The 23,998-nt window shown below is 56.3% G+C and carries 23 protein-coding genes and 5 tRNA genes; 12 read left to right on the top strand and 16 right to left on the bottom strand.

Features of this window, described 5'->3' with window-relative positions; all coding sequences use genetic code 11:
• Positions 1-1,297: 1,297 nt before the first annotated feature.
• The 10 genes from EDY99_RS00930 (at position 1,298) to EDY99_RS00885 (ending at position 10,061) form a co-directional block, all read left to right on the top strand.
• On the top strand, positions 1,298-3,175 hold the full coding sequence (locus EDY99_RS00930) for a phage tail protein (protein ID WP_033641921.1): 1,878 nt from the start codon (positions 1,298-1,300) through the stop codon (positions 3,173-3,175).
• Positions 3,175-3,732, top strand: a complete 558-nt coding sequence (locus tag EDY99_RS00925) for a tail fiber assembly protein (RefSeq protein ID WP_050594401.1) — start codon at positions 3,175-3,177, stop codon at positions 3,730-3,732. Before EDY99_RS00930 ends, EDY99_RS00925 begins: the two co-directional genes overlap by 1 nt.
• Before the next feature lie 140 nt (positions 3,733-3,872).
• Positions 3,873-5,042 carry a phage tail sheath protein gene (locus EDY99_RS00920; RefSeq protein ID WP_033641920.1) on the top strand — a complete coding sequence of 390 codons (1,170 nt, stop codon included), beginning with the start codon at positions 3,873-3,875 and terminating at the stop codon, positions 5,040-5,042.
• A gap of 12 nt (positions 5,043-5,054) precedes the next feature.
• Entirely contained in the window at positions 5,055-5,564 is a 510-nt protein-coding gene (locus tag EDY99_RS00915; protein WP_033641919.1) for a phage major tail tube protein, read from the top strand.
• A 64-nt stretch (positions 5,565-5,628) separates the two neighbouring features.
• Positions 5,629-5,916 carry a phage tail assembly protein gene (locus EDY99_RS00910; protein WP_033641917.1) on the top strand — a complete coding sequence of 96 codons (288 nt, stop codon included), beginning with the start codon at positions 5,629-5,631 and terminating at the stop codon, positions 5,914-5,916.
• A gap of 32 nt (positions 5,917-5,948) precedes the next feature.
• Positions 5,949-6,071 (top strand): GpE family phage tail protein, encoded by a 123-nt coding sequence (locus EDY99_RS00905; protein ID WP_033641916.1) that lies wholly within the window; start codon positions 5,949-5,951, stop codon positions 6,069-6,071.
• A complete protein-coding gene (locus EDY99_RS00900) occupies positions 6,064-8,157 on the top strand; it encodes a phage tail tape measure protein (protein WP_116287064.1) in 2,094 nt (697 codons plus the stop codon). Before EDY99_RS00905 ends, EDY99_RS00900 begins: the two co-directional genes overlap by 8 nt.
• 22 nt (positions 8,158-8,179) lie before the next feature.
• Positions 8,180-8,653, top strand: a complete 474-nt coding sequence (locus EDY99_RS00895) for a phage tail protein (RefSeq protein ID WP_116287063.1) — start codon at positions 8,180-8,182, stop codon at positions 8,651-8,653.
• On the top strand, positions 8,650-9,744 hold the full coding sequence (locus EDY99_RS00890) for a phage late control D family protein (protein WP_116287062.1): 1,095 nt from the start codon (positions 8,650-8,652) through the stop codon (positions 9,742-9,744). The genes EDY99_RS00895 and EDY99_RS00890 overlap by 4 nt, the downstream gene beginning before the upstream one ends.
• A gap of 89 nt (positions 9,745-9,833) precedes the next feature.
• Positions 9,834-10,061, top strand: a complete 228-nt coding sequence (locus EDY99_RS00885; RefSeq protein WP_033641912.1) for an ogr/Delta-like zinc finger family protein — start codon at positions 9,834-9,836, stop codon at positions 10,059-10,061.
• 143 nt (positions 10,062-10,204) lie between these two features.
• Here the strand turns inward: EDY99_RS00885 and rplS are convergent, their stop codons facing one another.
• The 5 genes from rplS to ffh all read right to left on the bottom strand — a co-directional run bounded on the left by rplS (position 10,205) and on the right by ffh (position 13,821).
• The gene (rplS, locus tag EDY99_RS00880) at positions 10,205-10,561 is read right to left on the bottom strand and encodes a 50S ribosomal protein L19 (RefSeq protein WP_015376707.1); all 357 of its coding nucleotides are present in this window, start codon (positions 10,559-10,561) and stop codon (positions 10,205-10,207) included.
• A 48-nt stretch (positions 10,562-10,609) separates the two neighbouring features.
• Positions 10,610-11,377 carry a tRNA (guanosine(37)-N1)-methyltransferase TrmD gene (gene trmD / locus EDY99_RS00875; protein WP_033641911.1) on the bottom strand — a complete coding sequence of 256 codons (768 nt, stop codon included), beginning with the start codon at positions 11,375-11,377 and terminating at the stop codon, positions 10,610-10,612.
• A gap of 52 nt (positions 11,378-11,429) precedes the next feature.
• Positions 11,430-11,978, bottom strand: coding sequence for a ribosome maturation factor RimM (gene rimM, locus EDY99_RS00870; RefSeq protein ID WP_019455135.1), 549 nt, complete (start codon positions 11,976-11,978; stop codon positions 11,430-11,432).
• A gap of 18 nt (positions 11,979-11,996) precedes the next feature.
• Entirely contained in the window at positions 11,997-12,245 is a 249-nt protein-coding gene (gene rpsP, locus EDY99_RS00865; RefSeq protein ID WP_004932501.1) for a 30S ribosomal protein S16, read from the bottom strand.
• 214 nt (positions 12,246-12,459) lie between these two features.
• Positions 12,460-13,821 carry a signal recognition particle protein gene (gene ffh, locus EDY99_RS00860; protein ID WP_116287061.1) on the bottom strand — a complete coding sequence of 454 codons (1,362 nt, stop codon included), beginning with the start codon at positions 13,819-13,821 and terminating at the stop codon, positions 12,460-12,462.
• A 169-nt stretch (positions 13,822-13,990) separates the two neighbouring features.
• On the opposite strand from ffh, the gene EDY99_RS00855 reads away from it, so the two are divergent.
• Positions 13,991-14,782, top strand: coding sequence for an inner membrane protein YpjD (locus EDY99_RS00855; RefSeq protein ID WP_004932506.1), 792 nt, complete (start codon positions 13,991-13,993; stop codon positions 14,780-14,782).
• Positions 14,783-14,824: 42 nt separating this feature from the next.
• Positions 14,825-16,114 (top strand): HlyC/CorC family transporter, encoded by a 1,290-nt coding sequence (locus EDY99_RS00850; RefSeq protein WP_016929024.1) that lies wholly within the window; start codon positions 14,825-14,827, stop codon positions 16,112-16,114.
• Between the two features lie 65 nt (positions 16,115-16,179).
• Here the strand turns inward: EDY99_RS00850 and luxS are convergent, their stop codons facing one another.
• From luxS to alaS, 11 genes are all read right to left on the bottom strand, one after another.
• Positions 16,180-16,695, bottom strand: coding sequence for an S-ribosylhomocysteine lyase (gene luxS, locus EDY99_RS00845; RefSeq protein ID WP_033641910.1), 516 nt, complete (start codon positions 16,693-16,695; stop codon positions 16,180-16,182).
• Positions 16,696-16,861: 166 nt separating this feature from the next.
• Positions 16,862-18,424: a glutamate--cysteine ligase gene (gene gshA / locus EDY99_RS00840; protein ID WP_033641909.1), complete on the bottom strand. Its 1,563-nt coding sequence runs from the start codon at positions 18,422-18,424 to the stop codon at positions 16,862-16,864.
• 82 nt (positions 18,425-18,506) lie between these two features.
• Positions 18,507-18,935, bottom strand: coding sequence for a YqaA family protein (locus EDY99_RS00835; protein WP_004932520.1), 429 nt, complete (start codon positions 18,933-18,935; stop codon positions 18,507-18,509).
• Complete coding sequence (yqaB, locus tag EDY99_RS00830; protein ID WP_033641908.1) at positions 18,932-19,498, bottom strand: fructose-1-phosphate/6-phosphogluconate phosphatase; 567 nt, start codon at positions 19,496-19,498, stop codon at positions 18,932-18,934. Before yqaB ends, EDY99_RS00835 begins: the two co-directional genes overlap by 4 nt.
• 315 nt (positions 19,499-19,813) lie before the next feature.
• Positions 19,814-19,890 (bottom strand) — tRNA-Arg (locus tag EDY99_RS00825).
• A 75-nt stretch (positions 19,891-19,965) separates the two neighbouring features.
• A tRNA-Arg gene (locus EDY99_RS00820) sits at positions 19,966-20,042 on the bottom strand.
• A 190-nt stretch (positions 20,043-20,232) separates the two neighbouring features.
• A tRNA-Arg gene (locus tag EDY99_RS00815) sits at positions 20,233-20,309 on the bottom strand.
• A gap of 61 nt (positions 20,310-20,370) precedes the next feature.
• A tRNA-Arg gene (locus EDY99_RS00810) sits at positions 20,371-20,447 on the bottom strand.
• A 3-nt stretch (positions 20,448-20,450) separates the two neighbouring features.
• Positions 20,451-20,543 (bottom strand) — tRNA-Ser (locus tag EDY99_RS00805).
• A gap of 310 nt (positions 20,544-20,853) precedes the next feature.
• A complete protein-coding gene (gene csrA, locus EDY99_RS00800) occupies positions 20,854-21,039 on the bottom strand; it encodes a carbon storage regulator CsrA (protein WP_004091602.1) in 186 nt (61 codons plus the stop codon).
• Positions 21,040-21,291: 252 nt separating this feature from the next.
• Positions 21,292-23,919, bottom strand: coding sequence for an alanine--tRNA ligase (gene alaS / locus EDY99_RS00795; RefSeq protein ID WP_033641907.1), 2,628 nt, complete (start codon positions 23,917-23,919; stop codon positions 21,292-21,294).
• Positions 23,920-23,998: the final 79 nt, after the last annotated feature.

The following is a 23,998-nucleotide window of genomic DNA, read 5'->3' as shown; positions in this document are numbered from 1 at the left end:
GCGCGACAGTGATCCAAGCCCGTTTCCCCAATGACGACGCAGGTATGGTGATCGGCGCCTGGTTGACCGCAGAGGAAAGTTTCCCCGTTACGCAGTTGGTCTATCGCGCGGACGCCGACTTCAACCTGCGGCTCGAAGATGATGACAAATGGCGCTGGTATTGGATGCTGCCCGCCACCGGCGGCAAATGGCAAATCGCAAATTTCGCCCCGCAAGCGGCTACGCTGAGCGGCTATCAGCCGGACCATCAGGATGTCGAGCCCAAACCGGCTGCACCTCGCTTCAGCCGCGTCAAGCAAGTAACCATTCTGCAAGACGGAAATGTACCGGACGCCACGTTCAGCTACTACGTACTGAACGACATTCCACCGACGCTCAACGCCGATGACGGCTACACGATCCGCTATCGCATCACGTTCCAGGCGGCACACCCCTACACCGCGCTGTTGGGAGACTGCACCCTCCTGAATCACCGCCGCGACGGCCTGTTCTGTACGCCGGGCGTCATGCCGTTCTCCAACATTTATCAGGCGGACAGCCAACAGTTCGATGGTTGGCACGGCATGCCTTATCCGGGCTACCAGTACCCGTTCATTTTCGTGCACGCCGCCGCCGATCCCGACGGGGTGATGCTCAACAACATGGTCGAGTTTCTGTGGCAGTCGCAGCAGTGGTATCAGCAGCAATTCGGCGTGCTGGGCCCCAGCGCATCGGCCTATATCTGGAACCGTTGGGACAATCTGAGTTACGGTCCGGCGGATACCTGGACCATGTATCACTGGGGTGACGGCACGGCCTGGTCCGGCTATCAGCCACGCGCCTTCTTCGGTGCCGCGCGCGCCTGGCTCGAGTTACAGCAGGCGAGCAAAACGCCACCGCTCAAGCTGGTGGAATATGTCGAAAACTGGCTGCGCTGGCTGATTGATTTTACCAATGACGCCGGCGGTGTCACGCCGACCGATTTCCCGATGGCCGGCCTGCCGCAGCCCGATGCACAGGATTTTACCGGCCACATGTGCGGCCTGTGGCTGGCTGGCGCGGTGCTGGCAAGAATGGCCGGCAGTGAAATTGAGGGCCTCGAACACTTTATCGAACAATGCGTTACGGAATTACAAAGACATTACCTCTCCACCGGTGACGTGATGGACGGCGGCTGGTCGCCCGCGCCGCGTCTCGGCACCGATAACGGCATGTTCTTCGGCTTTTGGTCAGGCGAGATCCTGCGCGGATTGAGTCTGTATGTGATGTATAAAAACGGCCTTACCTACCCGGCCGGCAAACAGAAGAGAACCACACCATGACAGCAAAATACCGCGCCCTGCTCACCGAACAGGGCAAAGCGCTGCTGGCTAACGCTGCAGCAACCGGCCAAAAGCTGGAAATTACGCATATGGCGGTCGGCGACGGCGGCGGTTCGCCAACGCAGCCCGATGAAAGCCAGACCAAGCTGGTGAACGAAAAACGGCGCGCCGAGCTGAATTCACTGCAGATAGATACCGGCAACAGCAACCAAGTGATCGCTGAACAAGTGATCCCGGAGGACGTTGGCGGTTGGTGGATCCGCGAGCTGGGGCTGTATGACAAAAACGGCGTGCTGGTGGCGATCGCCAATACGCCCGACACCTACAAGCCGCAGTTGACCGAAGGTGCCGGCCGCACCCAGGTCGTGCGCATGGTGCTTCTGGTAAAAGGCGACGCCAATGCGGCGATCGTCGCAGACAAGACCGCCTTACTGGTCTCGCGCGATACGCTGAGTGCAGCCATTGCCGAACATGCCCGCTCGCGCAATCATCCTGACGCCACCTTGCTGGCAAAGGGTTTCACTCAATTGAGCAACGACAGCAATAGCGGTAGCGAAACGCTGGCCGCTACCCCGAAAGCCGTCAAAGCGGTTAACGATGCCTCGCTGAAAATCGCGGCGAACCTGAAAGACCTGCCAAACAAGTCCGTCGCGCGCGGCAACCTGGAGCTGGGTACTGCCGCCACACGCAACGTCGGCGCGCAAAAAACCAACCTGATGGAGGTGGGCGCGTTCGGTTTGGGGGGGGGCCCGATACATCGCGAAGACGCTCTGAGCAACCGTGGCGAAATCTATCGGGTTACGGGTGCATCGAAAAATGCGCCGGGCGGCGGTGTTTATGGCGTCTTGAACCTGCCGTGTGACGGCGGCCCTTCCAGCGGCTATCTGGCGATCCAGCCTAATGGATCATCTTACATCGGCACGTCCACGACCCCTGACAAACCGCTGAACTGGTACCGAATTTACACTACCGGCTTTAAACCGACGGCCACAGACGTCGACGCCTACAGCAAGGCGGAAGCCGACGGGAAGTTCGTCAAACAGAGCGGCGATACCATTACCGGCGCTTTAACGGTCAATGGAGCGATTGAGAGTAAATCCGGCCTCACTACACCCTCTTTAGCCGTAAATGGCAGCGTAACCATCGCCGGAGCGTTGACCACAAAAGCCGGTGTCGAGCTGTTCGGTACCACCCCCTATCTGGATTTTCATTACGGCAATAGCAACGGTGACTTCGATGTCAGACTCATCAATGACAACAAAGGCACCTTAGCCTTTCACGGCAATGAATATTACGTCAATGGCAAGCTGAGCGCGACGGGTGATGCCTGGATAGGCGGAAAGGCCAATATCAACGGTATGGCCGCTTTTTATAGTTCTGATTTTATTACTAAACAAGGAAATCTTACTCATCCCGACGGCAATCGCCAAACAAACGGTATGCGTCTACAGGGGCAAGGTAATCTGCTCGTCGATCTTTACCACTATGAGAAGGTCGGGAGCCACCATGAGTTCGGTATCCATGTTGCCAACGGCGGGGCCGATGGCTGGTTCAGCTTCCGTAATAACGGTGAACTCCGCGCGAACGGCACCTTATTTGCTGCAGGTGCCGCTTATCAAACAGACGGCAATATTAACGGCGGCATTTGGGGAGGCTATTTAAGCAACTATCTCAATCACAACTTTGTGCGGGATGTTCGCCTGGGTAATGTGGAAAGTATCGCTACCTGGCGAGGCCCCGGCTATTCGGATAGCGCGGGTTATGTCCTGACCGGCGCAGCAAACAACAACGTGGATGAATACATCGACGTAATTTTCCGTCGTCCGCTGCAAAAACACATTGGTGGCAATTGGGTTACCGTCTGGAGCGTATAATGATGAATAACATGAAAAACTTTACCCTCGCCGCGCCGGAAACGGTAGAACAGAAACAGCTGGCCGCCTCGCACGGTGTTTTGTTTTTAAAATCCGATGCCGGGGAAGACTGGTATGAATGTCAAAAAAGCTTCCGTCCTGAGACGGTAAAACTGATGTATGACAAGGACGGGATCATTCGTTCAATCACCGCGAAACCGAATGCCGAAGGCCATTATGACGTTTCCGGATTTTTCCCAGAAAATATGAGTGTGGCGGAGGTCGAAAACTTGCCGGAAGGCGCTGATATCAACGGCCGCTGGATTTTTGATGGAGAAAACATCATACCAAGATCGTATTCAACTCAGGAGCTACGGCAACAGGCCGCCAATAAAAAACAAGAGTTGATTAAGCAAAGTTCGCTGCAGATAGAAACGCTTAACGACGCTACTGACCTGGGAATGGCGAGCGAAGAGGAACTGCGGCTGCTGACCCGCTGGAAAACCTACCGCGTATTGCTTAATCGGGTCGATCCCGAAGCGGCCCCGGATATCGACTGGCCGCAACCACCGCAATAACGTCGTTCAACGCCCCGCCCGGGGCGTTTTTTTTCTTTATTTTTCCTGCTGTTGTACCAGTTATCCCACACCCCGAATGAGATGCGGCACCACCTCCCAACAGGCATGCTGTCATCACCAACCACAAACGGAGTAATGCTATGGGTGACTATCACCACGGCGTGCGTGTCCTCGAAATCAACGAAGGCACCCGCGTAATTTCCACCGTCTCGACGGCCATTGTCGGCATGGTTTGTACCGCAGAAGATGCCGATGCAACCCTGTTTCCTCTCAACACCCCGGTGCTGATTACCGACGTCCTGGCCGCCAGCGGCAAAGCAGGTAAAAAAGGGACGCTGGCGCGTTCGCTGCTGGCGATCGCCGAGCAGACTAAGCCGGTAACCGTCGTGGTACGCGTGGCGGAAGGGAAAGACGAGGCCGAAACCACGTCCAATATCATCGGTGGCGCCGATGAAAACGGTAAGTACACCGGCATGAAAGCGCTGCTGGCCGCTCAGGCCGAGCTGGGCGTGAAACCACGCATTCTGGGCGTACCGGGCCATGATAATCAGGAAGTGGCGACCGCGTTGGCCGGCATCTGCCAGCAGTTGCGCGCTTTCGGCTATATCAGCGCTTACGGCTGTAAAACCGTGTCCGACGCCATCAAATATCGCGCCAACTTCAGCCAGCGCGAACTGATGCTGATTTGGCCGGACTTCATCAACTGGAATACCACCACCAACAGCAGCGACATCGCCTTCGCCACCGCTCGTGCACTGGGGCTGCGTGCCAAGATCGACCAGGAGACCGGCTGGCATAAAACCTTATCCAACGTCGGCGTCAACGGTGTGAGCGGTATCTCGGCCAGCGTATTTTGGGATCTGCAAACCGCAGGCACCGACGCCGATCTGCTGAATGAAGGTTGCGTCACCACCCTGATCCGCAAAGATGGCTTCAAGTTCTGGGGATCTCGCACCTGCTCCGACGAGCCGCTGTTCCAGTTTGAAAACTATACCCGTACCGCGCAGGTATTGGCCGACACCTTGGCCGAAGCTCATCTGTGGGCGGTTGACCGTCCGCTTACCCCGACGCTGATCCGCGACATGATCGACGGCATCAAGGCCAAGTTCCGCGAACTGAAATCCGCCGGTCTGATCATCGACGGTGACTGCTGGTATGACGAAAGCGCCAACGACAAAGAGACCCTGAAGGCCGGCAAGCTGTTTATCGATTACGACTACACCCCGGTACCGCCTCTGGAGGATCTGACTCTGCGTCAGCGCATTACCGATCGCTACCTGGCGAACTTCGCCGCATCCGTGAACAGCTAAGGAGACTGAAGCATGGCACTGCCAAAAAAACTGAAATACCTGAACCTGTTTAACGACGGCTTCAACTACATGGGCGTGGTTTCCTCAATGACGCTGCCGAAACTGACACGCAAGCTGGAAAAATTCCGCGGCGGCGGCATGAGCGGCGCAGCCTCGGTGGACTTCGGCCTGGACGACGATGCGCTGGTGGTGGAATGGACCATGGGCGGCATTGACGAACTGGTGCTCAAGCAATGGGGCCGCGTCGATGCGGTACCGCTGCGCTTTACCGGCTCTTTCCAACGCGACGATACCGGCGACGTCTCTGCGCTCGAAGTGGTGATGCGCGGCCGTCATAAAGAGATCGACAGCGGCGACTTCAAGCAGGGTGAAGATACCGAAACCAAAGTTTCCACCGACTGCACTTACTTCAAGTTGAGCATCGACGGCAAAGAGCTGATCGAGATCGATACCGTCAACATGATCGAAAAAGTCGACGGCGTAGATCTGCTGGCAGCGCACCGCCGCGCCATCGGCCTGTAATTTTTCACCTCAAACGGCCAGCCCCGCGCTGGCCCCCTTTTTCCGACTGAAAACTGGATACCCCATGGAACTGAATGCATCCCAGGAAAACACCGTCGTCCTGAATACTCCGATTAAACGTGGCGATAGCGAAATCACTCGCGTGCAAGTGACCAAGCCGAATGCCGGCAGCCTGCGCGGCATCGGTCTGGCCGCGCTGGCCAACGCCGATGTCGATGCGTTGATCACTATTCTGCCTCGGGTCACCTACCCGAACCTGACCAAGGAAGAGTGTGCCCGTTTGGAACTGCCTGACCTGATTGCGCTGGCCGGCCAGGTGATCGGTTTTTTGTCGCCGACATCGGCCGAGTAACGGTCGATCCTACTCTGACAGTAGATGACCTGATGGCGGATATCGCGGTGATTTTCCACTGGCCGCCGTCAGAAATGAACGGCATGACGCTGGCGGAGCTGATCGGCTGGCGCCACAGAGCGCTGCAACGTAGTGGAGTAAAAACAGATGAGTAACAGCAGACAGGAGCTGGAGTCACAAAACGAGATTGTCATCGGGCTTCAAGCGATAGCCAAGCAGAGCAAAGAACTGATGAGGCAGTTGCGCAGGCCCACCGGGGATAAAAACCTGTACAACAGTCTGGGACAGGATATCCAACGAGCAGAGAAAAAAGTCAAACATCTGCGCCGGCAGGAAAATGACATCGACGCTTTCCAAAAGACGAACCAGTCGCTGGCTGAGACCAATAAGTTGCTGGCAGCGTCGCGCAAAAAATCCGCCGCGCTGGCAATGCTGACGAAATATCGCGAGCCAAGCCAGCGTTCCCGATTTATGAACAAAGAGATTGCGCAGGTCGCGGAGACGATAAATGCCCTGGAAAAGAAACGTGATCTCCTCGCCGCAATCGATAAAAGCCAGCGCCATCATCTTACCCAGCAAGGGATTAATCTACAATCGCTCGGCAATGAGCGCAAAAATCTGCGTGACGGCAGAATTAATGCCGGCGCCGCTATCGTTACCCTAAAAGAACAACGGCAATCGATAGCGCAGGAGCGCTATCGATCCGCACAGGCAGGCAATCAAGCGCGCCTCGACAAGCTGGAAAAATTACGCAACACCAGCAGCGCAGGCTTTTCTGTCGCCAAAAGTGCCGCCATAGGGGGAGCTAACCTGCTGGCGCCGGGAATCGAATTTGAAAAACAGCTTTCTCAACTGCGGGCACAGCTGAATCTGGGCAAGTCCGATCCGCAGCTCACGGCTCTCGAGCAGCAGGCTCGCGGTATGAGCCAATCCGGTTATACCCCGGATCAAGCCCTACAAGCGCAAACAGCGCTGGCAAAACAAGGGTTGAATGCCAAGGAAATTTTAACGGCTTCGCCCGCCGCACTGACACTCTCCGCCGCGACGGGCAGCAGCGTCAACGAAATCGTCGCAACGATGACGGAAATGCAGCGCAGCTTCAATCTGGGCCCCGATCAATTCGATCGTATTGCCGATGTATTGGCGCTGGCCAGCAATCAATATGGCATGGATGTTCGGGCCGTTGGTGCAGCCATGAAAAGTAAAGCCACAACAGGTGCCGATATCTTCAGTGCGGCGCAACAGATTGCGCCTTTGGGCAGAGAAAAACTCCAGGCCAACCAGGTTGCCGGCTCAGCGCAGCACTTGGTCACCGTCAAAGGCGACAATATAGAGGGTGATATCCAAAAGCTTTTTGCCTCATGGGATAGCCTGAGAATCAACTTGTTTACCGGCCAAAACGCAGCCCTGCGGGAACTGACCCAAACGGCGACAGAGTGGCTGGTAAAACTGAATACCTGGATAACCAATAATCCGGCGTTAGCCGGCACCTTGCTGCAGGTCGCCGGTGGGCTCACGTTATTGCTCGGCGGCCTCAGCGGCGTCAGCCTGGTCGCCACCCAGGTACTCTCAGGGTTCTCTATTATCAGCGGCGCGATCCTAAAGGCCGGGCAAGCCATGATGTGGCTGGGGCGTATAGCGATGGCCAACCCGCTGCTGGCCATTGTCGGCCTGGTTGCGCTTGCCGCTTTCACCCTGATTGAAAACTGGGACAAGGTCGGCCCCTTCTTTAGCCACCTTTGGGAGCAGATATCGGCAGGGTGTGAGGCGCTGAAGAATTACATTTCAGACACCATTGATGGCTGGATAAAACAACTGACTTCATTGACCGAATATCTTCCCGACTGGATGCAATTTGGCGATAAGAGCGGCACCTCTGGCAATGCCGAAAACGGCAGCGCCTGGTTTGCCGGCAAGTTCGATCGCGGGGGAGACATTCCTGCCGGACAATTCGGCATTGTAGGTGAAAACGGTCCTGAGTTGGTCAGCGGCCCCGTTCAAGTGACCGGCCGCCGCCATACGGCCGCCATGTCGGCGGCTTTACTGTCGCTCAGCGCGCCTGTAATGCCGGCCTCACCGGTAGCAGGTTCGCCGGTAACCCAAATCCAGGTTCCGTCGGTCACTATCAACATCACTGCCGGCGCCGGTCAGAATGAACAAGACATCGGCCGCGAAGTCGCGCGGCAATTTGAATTGCTTGCTCATCGCCAAGCGGCAAACGCCCGCAGTCGGATGAGTTAATCTCGCGAATAGGAGAAATATGATGATGCTGACCCTCGGCATGTTTGTTTTTATGTTGAAAACCGTGCCTTATCAAAGCATGCAACGCAGCGCCAATTACCGCTGGCCGACCCTGCCGCGCATCGGCCAGCGCCCTGCCGCGCAGTTTCTGGGAGTAGACAATGAGAAAATAACGCTGACGGGAGTCTTGGTACCGGAAGTAACCGGAGGGACATTATCATTGATGGCGCTTCAGCTCATGGCTGCCCAAGGCAGAGCCTGGCCGCTGCTCGAGGGCAATGGAACTATTCATGGGATGTATGTCATTGAAAGCATAGTCGACACGAAAACCCAGCTTTTCTCGAACGGCAGCGCGCGACAGATAGAGTTTACGATCAATCTGATGCGCGTTGATGAATCGCTGATCGCCATGTTCGGCGATCTGCGCCAACAAGCCTCTGACCTTGCCGATAAAGCAGGTCAGGCTGCGGCGCGGCTCGGGGAGATGCTGCCGTGATCACGCAAACCCCCTTCCCTATTGGCGCGCTCATTGCGCCAGACTATGCCCTGTTTTTACAGCAAGCGGACATCACGGAGGCTTTCCGCCACCGTCTGCTCTCATTGACGTTAACCGATAATCGCGGTTTTACCGCGGATCGATTGGATCTTGAGCTCGACGATGCGGATGGGCAAATCGCCATGCCCAAACGCGGCCAAACGCTCACCGTGAAGCTCGGCTGGAAAGGACAAGCCTTGATCGACAAAGGCAAGTTTATCGTTGATGAAATCGAACATCGTGGCGCACCGGATAAACTCGTCATTCGAGCCCGCAGCGTCGACTTTCGAAACTCGATGAACGTGGCGCGAGATCATTCCTATCACGATCGCACCCTTGGTGACATCGTCAACGAAGTGGCCAACCGTAACCGGATGGGGCATACGCTGGCGGCAGGACTGGCAGAGATCAAAATCACGCACATCGATCAGTCTCAGGAAACGGATGTCGCCTTTCTTACCCGGCTGGCGACCATGAATGGTGCCGTCGCCGCCATTAAAAATGAACGCCTGCTGTTTCTGGTCCCAGGTTCCGGTCTAAGCATCTCGGGCAAACCTCTGCCGTCACTGACTTTGGAACGCAGCGATGGCGACCAGCACTACTTCAATGTGGCCGATCGAAACGCTTACACCGGCGTTATTGCCAAATGGCAAGATATTCAGCATGCCAGGCAACAACAGATGACAGTACAACGTGAGGAAGGGAATACCACAGATGAAAATGCGGCTTCAAGCTATCTGGCAGGTGAAAGCAATAACGTTTTTACCCTGCCGACGCTCTACGCGAACAAAGAAAGCGCAATGCGTGCGGCAAAAGCGAGGTGGGCAAACATTCAACAAGGGAATGTGCAATTTTCCATAAACCTCGCCGTCGGCCGGCCTGATCTCAGTCCAGAAACGCCGATCCACCTAAGTGGATTCAAAGAGGTTATCGACAGACAACCTTGGATCATTAGTCAAGTCGTTCACACGCTTAATGATCGAGGTTTCTCCACCAGCCTCGCATTAGATGTACTGACTCAACGCATGGAGTTTGCAATCACGGAGGGGTGATAATTCATTTGCATCTTAATCTTGCTTTTGCGAGTTAATGAGCTATTATAAGTCATATAACCTGATGTAGCAGAACGAGGGATTCAACTATGATGCACTGTCCATTATGCGGTCACGTGGCCCACACTCGCTCCAGCCGCTATCTGAGCGAGTCGACCAAAGAGCGTTACCATCAATGCCGCAACATCAATTGCAGCTGCACGTTCGCCACGCACGAGTCCGTCGCGCGGGTGATCGTCAAACCTGGCGATGACATTATCCCGGCGCAGCCTCACCCGCCGGAGAGTCAGCAGAAACAAAGCGCCGCGGCGCTGTAATGCAAAAAGCCTGCTTATGCAGGCTTTATTATGTTGGCGGTGCGCAGACGAAATCTCGCAAATGCAACGCAGCCGGATTTTCAGATAAAAAAAGGGGTTGGCATAGGCCAACCCCTGATAACTATTAACTTTTGGATGCAGCGTTAGTTAACGCGGTTCAGACGCTCTTTGATACGAGCAGCCTTACCAGTACGTTCACGCAGGTAGTACAGTTTAGCTTTACGAACGGCACCACGACGTTTAACAGTAATGCTGTCGATTACTGGGGAGTGAGTCTGGAATACGCGCTCAACACCTTCGCCGTTGGAAATCTTACGAACAGTGAATGCAGAGTGCAGACCGCGGTTACGGATAGCGATAACCACGCCCTCGAATGCCTGCAGACGTTTTTTGCTACCTTCAACGACCCATACCTTCACTTCCACGGAATCACCCGGACGGAATGCAGGTACGTCTTGTTTCATCTGCTCTTGTTCAAGTTGCTTAATAATGTTGCTCATAATATGTCTCTTACCCTAGGTAAACTGATATATCGGTCCCGTCTGATGTCAGACGTTTCCTTCATAGTCCTGTTGCCTGGTCTGATGTTCCCGTTGGAACTCAGCCAGCAACACCGCTTGCTCGTCAGTCAGAGCTAGGCTTTCTAGAAGTTCAGGTCTTCTAAGCCAGGTTCGGCCCAGCGACTGCTTTAAGCGCCAGCGACGTATCTCGGCATGGTTGCCCGACAGCAGAACTGGCGGTACTTCCATTCCTTCCAACACCTCGGGGCGGGTATAGTGCGGGCAGTCCAGCAATCCGTCGGCGAAGGAGTCTTCCTCCGCTGAGGCCTGATGGCCCAGCACACCCGGTATGAAACGGGCGACTGAATCAATCAGGGTCATCGCCGGCAGTTCCCCGCCGCTGAGAACGTAATCGCCGATTGACCATTCTTCGTCAATTTCGGTTTGGATTACACGCTCGTCTATCCCTTCGTAACGGCCGCACACCAGAATCATCTTCTGATTGGCCGCCAGTTCGCACACGCCGGTTTGATCCAGCTTGCGCCCCTGAGGTGACAGATAAATCACCTTTGCTCCCTCGCCTGCCGCTGCTTTCGCCGCATGAATGGCTTCCCGTAAAGGTTGCACCATCATCAGCATTCCCGGGCCGCCGCCGTAAGGGCGATCGTCCACGGTACGATGCCGGTCGTAGGTGAAGTCGCGCGGACTCCAACACTGCACGCTCAGCAGGCCATTTTTTACTGCCCGGCCAGTCACCCCGTAATCGGTGATAGCGCGGAACATCTCAGGAAACAGGCTTACAATACCGATGAACACAAGCCAATCCCCTTACCGTTATTCCACTTGCTTCGACCGTTTGATCCGGGGGTCAAAAACCAGGATCCCAATCTGCCTCAATCACGCGGGCAGTGAGATCGACTTTCTTGATAACCTGCCCATGAAGAAACGGAATCAACCGCTCCTTCATGCCGAACGCATCTTTCAGGTTCGCTTTCACAACCATCACATCATTCGAGCCGGTTTCCATCATATCGATGACTTTACCCAGCTCGTAGCCGGCGGTGGTGACTACCTGGCAGCCCATCAGGTCTTTCCAGTAGTAATCGTCACCCTCCAGCGGAGGAAGTTGCTCAGAATCCACCATAATCTCGCGATTAGTCAGCAGATTCGCCGCGTCCCGATCGTCAATGCCTTTGACTTTGATGATCAGATCCTGACTGTGGCGCTTCCAGTCTTCCAACTCGATATGCTGCCACTGACCCGCCTGCTGGATAAACCACGGCTGATAGTCAAAAATGCTTTCGGCGTTCTCGGTGGATGAAAACACTCTGAGCCAACCACGAATGCCGTAAGCGGACCCCATTTTACCGAGTACAATCGGCTGCTTAGGCGCTACCGGTTTGAGTTGCTTGCTCATTGCCACCACCGCGACAGATTAAGCTGCTTTCTTAGCGTCTTTGATCAGCGCGTGAACGCGATCAGAAACGGTTGCACCCAGACCAACCCAGTGCTCGATGCGGTCCAGGTCCAGACGCAGTGCTTCAGCCTGACCGGAAGCGATCGGGTTGAAGAAGCCTACGCGCTCGATGAAACGACCATCACGAGCGTTGCGGCTGTCGGTCACTACTACTTGATAGAACGGACGCTTTTTAGCGCCGCCACGTGCCAAACGAATTGTTACCATAACATCCTCTTTAGTTAATAAAACAGCCGGGCCCCATTGAGGGACGGGGCCCGGTTGCAATATAAAAAGCCCGAAAATTTTACTCATTTTGGCGCAAAAAGCAATCTAAAGCGTCGATCGCAGGGGACAACTTTTGCAGCCTGTCAAATTTCGGGCGGTTTTCACCGCGAACGGCGAATGCTGAAAGCGCCCGCACTCGGCGTGCGGAGGCCCGTCAGCGGCCAGGGAAGCCCGGCGGCATCATACCTTTCATGCCGCGCATCATCTTCGCCATACCGCCTTTCTTCATCTTCTTCATCATACGCTGCATTTCGTCGAACTGCTTCAGCAAGCGGTTGACGTCCTGCACCTGCATGCCGGCCCCCATCGCGATGCGGCGCTTGCGCGAGCCCTTGATGATTTCCGGTTTGGCACGCTCTTTCAGCGTCATCGAGTTGATGATCGCCTCCATGCGCACCAACACTTTGTCGTCCATCTGCGACTTGACGTTATCCGGCAGCTGGCCCGCGCCCGGCAGCTTGCTCAGCATATTGGCCATGCCGCCCATGTTGCGCATCTGCTTGAGCTGCTCCAGGAAGTCGGTCAGATCGAAACCGTCGCCCTTCTTCAGCTTGTTGGCCAGTTTCTCCGCCTGCTCGCGGTCGACCTTGCTTTCGATATCTTCGATCAGCGACAGCACGTCGCCCATGCCCAGGATGCGTGACGCCACGCGATCCGGATAGAACGGCTCCAGCGCTTCGGTCTTCTCGCCGACGCCGAGGAACTTGATCGGCTTGCCGGTGATGTGGCGGATGGACAACGCCGCACCGCCGCGCGCATCGCCGTCGACCTTGGTCAGCACCACGCCGGTCAGCGGCAGCGCTTCGTTAAACGCCTTGGCGGTATTGGCGGCGTCCTGGCCGGTCATGGCGTCGACCACGAACAGGGTTTCCACCGGCTTGATGGCCGCGTGCACCTGTTTGATCTCGTCCATCATCGCTTCGTCAACGTGCAGACGGCCGGCGGTATCGACGATCAGTACGTCATAGAACTTCAGCTTGGCCTGCTGCAACGCGTGGTTGACGATGTCGATCGGTTTTTCTTTGACGTCGGACGGGAAGAAATCGATGCCGACACCTTCCGCCAGCGTTTCCAGCTGTTTGATCGCCGCCGGGCGATAAACGTCCGCGGAAACCACCAACACTTTCTTCTTCTGTTTTTCTTTCAGGAACTTGCCGAGCTTACCGACGCTGGTGGTTTTACCGGCGCCCTGCAGGCCCGCCATCAGCACCACGGCCGGCGGCTGAGCCGCCAGATTCAGCTCGGTGTTGACTTCGCCCATCGCGGCGATCAGCTCACCCTTGACGATCTTGACGAACTCCTGCCCCGGCGTCAGGCTCTTGTTGACTTCATGGCCAACCGCGCTCTCTTTTACGCGGTTGATGAAGTCGCGCACCACCGGCAGCGCAACGTCCGCTTCCAGCAATGCCATACGCACTTCACGCAGGGTTTCCTTGATATTTTCTTCGGTCAGCCGCCCGCGGCCGCTGATATTGCGCAACGTGCGCGACAATCGATCGGTTAAATTTTCAAACATCGTCTCATGCTCAACGTGTAATGACAGGCCGCTCCGGCGACACAATTGCGCCGATGATAACACGAAGCGAGCAGGATCTCTGCCTCAGCGTTGGAGATAGGTTGGAGTGAAACGCGCGCAACGTTATACTGACATTCCAATTAACCACGCCGAAGCAAAATTAAACGCTATGCCAGTTTTCTCCATTGTGGCTTTGATGGCCTACCTGCTCAGCCTTGGACTGATCATTCCCAGTTTGTTGCGGAAGAACAGCGCATACCGTCGGCTTGCCCTCGTCTCGGCGGTGGTGGCGCTGATTTGCCACGCCATCGCGCTGCAGCAGCGCATCTTTGACGTCAGCGCCGGGCAGAATCTCAGCCTGCTGAACATTGGTTCCATCGTCAGCCTGATCATCTGCTCGGTGATGACCTTCGTCGCTTCGCGCGATCGCGGCTGGTTCCTGCTGCCAATCGTCTACAGCTTTGCGATGATCAACCTGGCCTTCGCCAGCTTTATGCCCGGCGAGTTCATCACTCACCTGGAGGCCAGCCCGGAACTGATGGTGCATATCGGCCTGGCGCTGTTCTCTTACGCCACCCTGATCATCGCCGCGCTCTATGCCTTGCAGCTCGCCTGGCTCGACTACCTGTTGAAAAACAAGAAGCTGACCTTCAGCGCCGACATGCCGCCGCTGATGAGCATTGAGCGCAAGATGTTCCATATCACCCAGATCGGCGTGGTGCTGCTGACGCTCACTCTGTGCACCGGCCTGCTGTACATGGATAATCTGTTCAGCAAAGAGAACGTGCATAAAGCCGTGCTGTCGATCATGGCCTGGTTCGTGTATATCGTGCTGTTGTGGGGCCACTACCATGAGGGCTGGCGCGGCCGCCGCGTCGTCTGGTTCAGCTTCGCCGGCGCCTTCCTGCTGACGCTTGCCTACTTCGGCAGCCGTCTGATTCAGCAGGTGATGGTGCGCTAGGCCAGCCTGGCTCAATTCTCCCTCTCTATAAGGAATACTGCATTGGAGCATGTGTCGACGGGGACCCTCATCATTATCCTGGTGATCATGATCGTGGTCTCCGCTTACTTCTCCGCCTCCGAAACCGGCATGATGACGCTCAACCGTTATCGCCTGCGTCACCTGTCCAAACAGGGCAACCGCTCGGCGCGTCGGGTCGAGAAGCTGCTGCAAAAACCGGATCGGCTGATCGGCCTGGTGCTGATCGGCAACAACCTGGTCAACATCCTCGCTTCGGCGCTGGCGACCATCGTCGGCATGCGGCTGTATGGCGATCTCGGCGTGGCGATTGCGACCGGCATACTGACTTTCGCCGTGCTGCTGTTCGCCGAAGTGCTGCCGAAGACCTTCGCCGCACTCTATCCGGAACGCATCGCCTTCCCCAGCAGCGTCCTGCTGGCCCCGTTGCAAAAGGTGATGTTCCCGCTTGTCTGGCTGCTCAACGGCATCACCAGCCTGACCTTGCGCCTGTTCGGCATTCGCACCAACGTGCGCATCAGCGACGCCGTCAGCAAGGATGAGCTGCGCACCATCGTGCGCGAATCCCAGTCGCAGATCTCCCGCCGCAATCAGGACATGCTGATTTCGGTGCTGGATCTGGAAAAGGTGACGGTCAACGACATCATGGTGCCGCGCACCGAGATCGTCGGCATCGACGTCAACGACGACTGGAAGTCGATCATGCGCCAGCTGACCCACTCGCCGCACGGCCGCATCGTGCTGTATCGCAGCTCGCTGGACGATGCGATCGGCATGCTGCGCGTGCGCGAAGCCTACCGCCTGATGACCGAGAAAAAAGAGTTCAACAAAGAGAACCTGCTGCGCGCCGCCGATGAGATCTATTTCGTTCCGGAAGGCACGCCGCTCAACGTGCAGCTGGTGAAATTCCAGCGCAACAAAGAGAAGGTCGGCATCGTGGTCGACGAGTACGGCGACATTCAGGGCCTGGTCACGGTGGAAGACATCCTCGAGGAGATCGTGGGCGATTTCACCACCTCGATGTCACCCACGCTGGCGGAAGAAGTCACGCCGCAGAGCGACGGTTCGGTCTTGATCGACGGCACCGCCAACGTGCGCGAGCTGAACAAGGCCTTCAACTGGACCTTGCCGGCCAACGAGGCTCGCACCGTCAACGGCATGCTGCTGGAAGAGCTGGAAGAGATCCCCGAAATCGGCACCCGGGTGCGCATCGGTCATTACGATATCGACATCCTCGACGTGCAGGGCAACATGATTAAACAGGTGCGGGTCACGCCGATCACCTCGCTGCAGTCCAGCGTCGGCCATCATTAGTCCTCGGCCAGAACGTAAAAAAGACGCGAAATCGCGTCTTTTTTTATTTTGCGGGCCACGCACGACTAGATATGCAGTTCCTGCAGCTTCTCTTTCGGCAGCGCCAGCTCGTCGTTGTGGTTCACCACCACGCCGTGATCCAGAATGTGCTTGGCGATTTCCTGCGCTTCTTCCAGCGAGTGCATATGGTAGGTGCCGCACTGGTACTCGTTAAGCTCAGGGATCTTGCGCTGGTCGGTCACTTTCAGCACGTCGGCCATCGCCGCTTTCCAGGCATCGGCAACGCGCTGCTCTTCCGGCACGCCGATCAGGCTCATGTAGAAACCGGTGCGACAGCCCATCGGGGAGATGTCGATAATTTCCACGCCCTGGCCGTTCAGGTGGTCACGCATAAAGCCGGCGAACAGGTGCTCCAGCGTGTGAATGCCGCGCTCGGGCATCACTTCCAGGTTCGGGCGGCAAAAGCGCAGATCAAACACCGTGATGGTATCGCCATGAGGCGTTTTCATGGTTTTTGCAACGCGGACAGCCGGAGCTGCCATACGGGTATGATCGACGGTAAAGCTATCCAGCAATGGCATTTCGCTACCTCCTCGTAAAAGAGCATTTATTTCGAAACTTTTTTTCCTAACCGGGAAACCTTTTCCAACCCTGCGAGTCTGAGTATGTGAAAGACGCGCATTTGTTATCATCATCCCTGTCATCAGAGATGCATATTTGGCCACATTGATGTGGCCTTTTTCTTTTTCAGCTTCCGCCGTTTTGCTTCAGGAACGCTTCAAAGCTTAGCGTATCATTGGCTTCTATGTCGCGTTGACGCTGCCACGAGGCTTCTCGCTCTTTATCCAGCTCGGCTTCGTTCAGGATTTCCAACGGTTCTTCCAGCAATGTCTGGCGATACTGCTCCGCCAGCTGCAAACCGACGCGCCCGGTGCCTTCCGCCTTCATGGCCTTGAGAATGCGCGCGGAGAAGGTCAACTCGGGATCGTCAAACGCGGCGACCAGCTCATCGCACACCTGCTGGTATTGACGATCGCCGGCTTCGCCGTCCAGCACTTCCGCCACCCGGCGCAGATCGGCGAACAGCGCCTTGCCGACTTTCTCCAGCGGCTCATGGCTGGCGCCACAGCCGATGCCGATGGTCTGGCCCGGCTTGCGCCCTTCGAGGATCACCCGGTTCCAGTTCTTGCGCGTGCACAGCAGCTCATCGCTGCTCATCTCCGGTGCATCCGCCAGCGCGCACCACACCAGGAACAGATCCAGGAAACGCGCCTGCACCGCATCCACGCCGATCGGCGAGAATGGGTTGATGTCCAGCGAACGCACTTCAATGTATTCGATACCGCCGCGCAGCAGCGCGTCCGACGGCGTCTCGCCGCTTTGGGTCACGCGCTTTGGCCGGATCGGCGCATACAGCTCGTTCTCGATTTGCAGAACGTTGCTGTTCAGCTGCAGGTAGCGATCGCCCTCTTTCACGCCCAGCTTGGCGAACTCTTCGGAAGGCGTGGCGATCGCCCGCTTCAAACCGGCCACATAGCTGTGCAGATCGTTGAAGGTGATACCCAGATTACTCTGCGATTTATTGGTATAACCCAAGTCGCTCAGGCGCAGCGAAGTGGCGTACGGCAGGTAGCACATCCCCTGCTCGGTGCGCTCGAACGGCAGATTGGTCTCGCGCCCTTTGAGGAACGAAGAACAAATGGCCGGCGATGCGCCGAACAGATACGGGATCACCCAGCCGAAACGGTAATAGTTGCGGATCAGGCGGAAATAACCGGCCGAGATCTGCTCTTTACCGCTTTCTGCGTCCTGCACGCCGGCCCAGGCCTGCCAAAATTCCAGCGGCAGCGAGAAGTTGTAGTGCACGCCGGAAATGGTCTGCATCAGCGCGCCATAGCGATTCTTCAGCCCTTCACGGTACAGCGTCTTCATGCGGCCGATGTTCGACGAACCGAACTGCGCCAGCTCGATGTCCTGCTCGGCTTCGATAAAGCACGGCATGCTGAGCGGCCACATGCGCTCATCGCCAATGTTGCGCGCCACGTAGCGATGAATATCGCGCAGGAACGTCAGCAAGTGATCGATATTGTCATCAACCGGCGTAATGAACTCTAACAGCGCCTCGGCGAAATCCGTGGTGATCCAGTGGTGCGTCAATGCCGCCCCCAGCTTTTCCGGATGCCCGGTGGTCGCCAAGGTGCCGTTCGGCGTGACTCGCAGCGTTTCACGCTCGATGCCGCGACGAATGCCTTTTAATGCCTGGGGATGGGCTTCCAACCAAGAAAGCGCCTGTGATACGTCCGGGATCAAATTGACCTCCCGCTTCTAAAAACAATAACTCGTAAGCATACTGAATCCGCACCCGAGAGAATATTGAGTTATATTCACTTGGTTACTGCCACCAGGCGATGCCCTGTACCGTTATCATAGCCAAAACGATGTAACGCAGCGCCTTTCCGATACACAGAAACAGCGCGACAGAGCCCCAGGGCATGCGCAGCCAACCTGCCAACACGCACAACAAATCGCCCACTACCGGCACCCAGCTGAGCAACAGCGCAGCCGGGCCAAAGCGCTGCAACCACCCGAGCGCCGTTGCCAGCCCCCGCTGTGGTTTCAACGCCGGTAACAGGCGCCCGATAATGACATTGGTCAACCCGCCAAGAGTGTTGCCCAGGGTCGCGGCCAGCACCAGCAACTCCGGCGAGACGCGACTCTGGGTCAGCAAGGCGACCAGAACGATTTCTGAATTTCCCGGCAGCAGCGTCGCACTGAGGAAGCTGCTGCCAAATAACGATATTACGGCTAGCGTACTACTCACAGCGTACGAACGTCTACCACAGCCATGCCGGCATTTTTCGCCGCCTGAATGCCAAACTCGGCGTCTTCAAACACCACGCATTTTTCCGGCGGCACGCCGATCAGTTCGGCACAGCGCAGGAAGGTATCCGGCTCCGGTTTATGGCGCTGCACGTCGTCCGCACCGACGATCGCGTCGAAGCAGTTGAACAGGCCGAGATGACGCAGCAGCATTTCCGCCATGCGGTGCTCGCTGCCGGTGCCGACCGCCATCGGACGGCGGCCGTGATAGGACTTCACCACCTCGATCAATGGCAATGGACGCACGCTATCCAGCAGCATCGCTTCCACCGCGCGCGTTTTCTCCGCCGCCAGGTGATGTGGATCGAGATCGGCCTGATGGCTGGCGATAATCGCCTGAGCGATGCGCCAGGTCGGTGAACCGCTCAGCGCCACCATGGCCGCTTCATCAAACGTCATGCCATAACGGGACAGCACTTCGCGCCACGCTTTACGGTGCGTTGGCTCAGTGTCCAGAATCGTGCCGTCCATGTCGAAAATAAGACCCTGGTAGCGGTCGTACATCGTTACTCCATGATCGTTGAGGAAAGAAAACTACTTTAGCGTAAAGCCGTTGGGTTGTCGCTGACTGCGTCATAGCGGAATGTGCTGTGATCGATCGGATGCAAAGAAGGAAAGGGGTGAAGAGAGAATGGCTAAATGCTGAAAAGCGAAAAACCCGCCAAAGCGGGTTTCTCTTAGATGGTGCATCCGGGAGGATGATTCGGCGCCAACGCCTCACCCTGCGGGCCGTTGCTAAAGCAACGTTATCCTCCCCAAGGACACTTTCTTTTTACCACCCGCATGACGATTTCTCTTCGCGATACGGGAGGTTAAACATGGTGCATCCGGGAGGATTCGAACCTCCGACCGCTCGGTTCGTAGCCGAGTACTCTATCCAGCTGAGCTACGGATGCATGACTGTTTTTGCCGCTTGCCTGTTTCACGAATAACAGAAAAGCAAAAACCCGCTAAGGCGGGCTTCTCTTAGATGGTGCATCCGGGAGGATTCGAACCTCCGACCGCTCGGTTCGTAGCCGAGTACTCTATCCAGCTGAGCTACGGATGCATTACTATTTTTACCGCGTGCCGGCTTTGCTAATAAAGCCAGACTTGAAGAATGGTGCATCCGGGAGGATGATTCGGCGCTAGCGCCTTACCCTGCGGGCCGTTGCTTAAGCAACGTTATCCTCCCTGGTAACACTTTCTTTTCTTCCACCCGCTTGAAGATTTCTCTTCGCGACGAGTGAGATTAAGAATGGTGCATCCGGGAGGATTCGAACCTCCGACCGCTCGGTTCGTAGCCGAGTACTCTATCCAGCTGAGCTACGGATGCACAGGAATTATTTTTTGATACCGTATGGTACGTTGTTACTACCCCACCATACTGCAAAATATGGTGCATCCGGGAGGATTCGAACCTCCGACCGCTCGGTTCGTAGCCGAGTACTCTATCCAGCTGAGCTACGGATGCAAATGGCGGTGAGGCGGGGATTCGAACCCCGGATGCAGCTTTTGACCGCATACTCCCTTAGCAGGGGAGCGCCTTCAGCCTCTCGGCCACCTCACCATACGCTTCTTTCGAATTGTGCCTAACTTGCTTTGGAGAAGCTCATCGGCACTGCGTGGCGCACATATTACTTTCTCCGACTTTTAAGTCAAACAATTTTTCCCAACTCATGCGCGTTTGCACAATTCGCACCCAACATGGGCGATTTCACGGCAAAAAGGGCGTTTTATCAACAGGCAACCGCAACGTCTGCAGCAATAAAGCAGGAAACTAACCGGGAAAATAATCACGAAAAAGAGAGGGGAGAACGAAAGAAGTGGGTAAAACGATGCAGTAGCGTCTCGTCTGGCAACGAGACGCTGCTTCGGAATCAGTAAGTCGTCTGCTGAGACTTCTCTGCCTGAATGCGCTGATAGATTTCTTCACGGTGAACTGAAACCTCTTTGGGGGCGTTCACACCAATACGCACCTGGTTGCCTTTTACCCCTAGCACAGTGACCGTAACCTCATCGCCAATCATGAGGGTTTCACCAACTCGACGAGTCAGAATTAACATTCTTTGCTCCTTGAAAGATTAAAAGAGTCGGGTCTCTCAGTTTCCCCGTCATTATCCATCATATGTGGTGAAAACGTAAGCCGCGCAATCCACAATAAGTGTAAGCAGACTTGGTCCCACCTCAGATAATGGTAAGTTTAGCCGACCAGAAAAACTTTGTTCCCGCAATTGTAACTAAATTGTGTTAGCACAGTATGAAAACGCCATAATCAACAAAGTATTATGGCGTTTGTCCGTGCTATTTATTTATGTTCACAGCTTTGAGGCCACCCAGGCTTCTACGCTGTTTAACGCCGCTGGCAGGGCGTTGATATCCGTCCCCCCCGCCATCGCCATATCAGGGCGACCACCGCCCTTGCCGCCGACCTGCTGCGCCACGTTGCCGATCAACTCGCCGGCTTTCACGCGGTCAGTCAGATCCTTGGTCACACCTGCGACCAGGCTGACTTTGTCATCAGCCGTCGTCGCCAACACGATAATGGCCGAACCCAATTGATTTTTCAGGTCATCCACCATGGTGCGCAGCATTTTGGCTTCGACATTGTCCAACTGGCTGACCAACAGCTTCACGCCGTTAACCACTTTCGCCTGGCTGGACAGCGACGCGCTTTCCTGCGCCGCCTGCTGATCTTTCAGTTGCTGCAGTTCTTTTTCCAGCACGCGCGTGCGATCGAGCACCGAGCGCACTTTATCGGTCAGGTTGTTGCTGTCGCCCTTCACCAATTGAGCAACGTCTTGCAACAAATCGCTTTGCTGATGCAGCGTAGCGATAGCGCCAGCGCCGGTCACCGCTTCAATACGGCGGATGCCCGCCGCGGTGCCCGATTCGCTCAGAATGCGGAACAGGCCGATATCGCCGGTGCGGCTGGCGTGGGTGCCGCCGCACAGCTCGGTGGAGAAGTCGCCCATGGTCAGCACGCGCACGTTGTCGTCGTACTTCTCACCGAACAGCGCCATTGCGCCCTTCTCTTTCGCGTCTTCCAACGCCATCAGCTCGGTCTGCACCGGCAGGTTACGACGCACCTGCTGGTTAACCAGATCTTCCACCGCACGAATTTGTTCCGGTTTCATCGCTTCAAAATGCGAGAAGTCGAAGCGCAGGTATTTGTCGTTAACCAGAGAGCCTTTCTGCGCAACGTGCTCGCCCAACGTTTGGCGCAGCGCGGCGTGTAGCAGGTGGGTCGCGGAGTGGTTCAGACGGATGCTGTTGCGGCGCTCAGTGTCGATCTGCGCGTCCACGCGATCGTTCAGCTTCAGCGAACCTTGCGCCAGCTTGCCTTGATGGCCGATAGCCTGACCGTATTTCTGGGTGTCGTTGACCACAAACTCGGCGCCGGCGGCTTTCAGCACGCCTTTATCGCCGACCTGGCCGCCGGATTCACCGTAGAACGGCGTCTCGTCCAGCACCACCACCGCCTCTTCGCCGGCGTTGATCTGCTCGACCGGCTGGCCGTCACGGAACAGCGCGATCACCGTCGCCTGCTGCTCGTCATGATCATAGCCGCTGAACTGGCTGCTGCCGTCCACACGGATCAGGCTGTTGTAGTCGGCGCCGAAACCGCTGGATTCGCGCGCGCGGCGGCGCTGCGCTTCCATCGCTTCTTCAAAGCCCGCTTCGTCGACTTTCAGACCGCGCTCGCGGCAGACGTCTGCGGTCAGATCCACCGGGAAGCCGTAGGTGTCGTACAGACGAAAAGCGGTCTCGCCGTCCAGGGTATCGCCCTGCAGCTTGGCCAGCTCTTCGTCCAACAGCGCCAGGCCACGCTCCAGCGTGCGGGCAAACTGTTCTTCTTCGGTTTTCAGCACCTGCTCCACCAGCGATTGCTGGCGTTTCAGCTCGTCGGCCGCCGGGCCCATCACTTCGATCAGCGGCGCCACCAGCTTGTAGAAGAAGGTGTCTTTCGCGCCCAGCATGTTGCCATGACGGATCGCGCGACGAATGATGCGGCGCAGCACGTAGCCGCGGTTTTCGTTAGACGGGATCACGCCGTCCGACACCAGGAAGGCGCAGGAACGAATGTGGTCGGCGATAACGCGCAGGGATTTGTTATCCAGATCGGTCGCGCCGGTCACTTTCGCCACGGCAGCGATCAGGGTGCGGAACAGATCGATCTCATAGTTGGAGTTCACATGCTGCAACACCGCCGCAATACGCTCCAGACCCATACCGGTATCCACCGAAGGTTTCGGCAGCGGCAGCATGGTGCCGTCGGACTGACGGTTGAACTGCATGAAAACGATGTTCCAGATCTCGATGTAGCGGTCGCCGTCTTCTTCCGGGCTGCCCGGAGGGCCGCCCCAGATGTGATCGCCGTGATCGTAGAAAATCTCGGTGCACGGGCCGCATGGCCCGGTATCACCCATCTGCCAGAAGTTATCTGAAGCGAAAGGCGCGCCCTTGTTATCGCCGATGCGGATAATGCGCTCGGCCGGTACGCCGATTTGCTTCTGCCAGATGTCGAATGCTTCGTCATCGGTTTCATACACGGTGACCCACAGTCTCTCTTTCGGCAGGTTGAACCAGTTTTCACCGGTCAGCAGTTCCCACGCGTAGCTGATAGCATCGTGCTTGAAGTAATCGCCGAAGCTGAAGTTGCCCAGCATTTCAAAGAAGGTGTGGTGACGAGCGGTATAACCGACGTTTTCCAGGTCGTTATGCTTGCCGCCTGCGCGCACGCAGCGCTGCGAGGTGGTGGCGCGGGAATAGGCGCGTTTGTCGAGCCCCAGGAAAACATCCTTAAATTGGTTCATGCCGGCATTGGTAAACAGCAATGTCGGATCATTGTTAGGCACCAGGGAGCTGCTTGCTACAACCTGATGACCCTTACTATGAAAGAAATCGAGAAACGCTTGACGGATCTCAGCGGTGCTCTTGCTCATAATTTTCCTGGAAAGGCTAGAATAACGACACGTGAGCCGGTGACGCGTCATCCCGACGATGACAACCAGCTCACGAACA

Source organism: Serratia sp. LS-1 (genome assembly GCF_003719595.1).
In the GTDB taxonomy this organism is placed as follows: Bacteria; Pseudomonadota; Gammaproteobacteria; order Enterobacterales; family Enterobacteriaceae; genus Serratia; species Serratia ureilytica.
The sequence above is the reverse complement of the archived record's forward strand: the minus strand, read 5'-3'. Positions and strand labels throughout refer to the sequence as shown.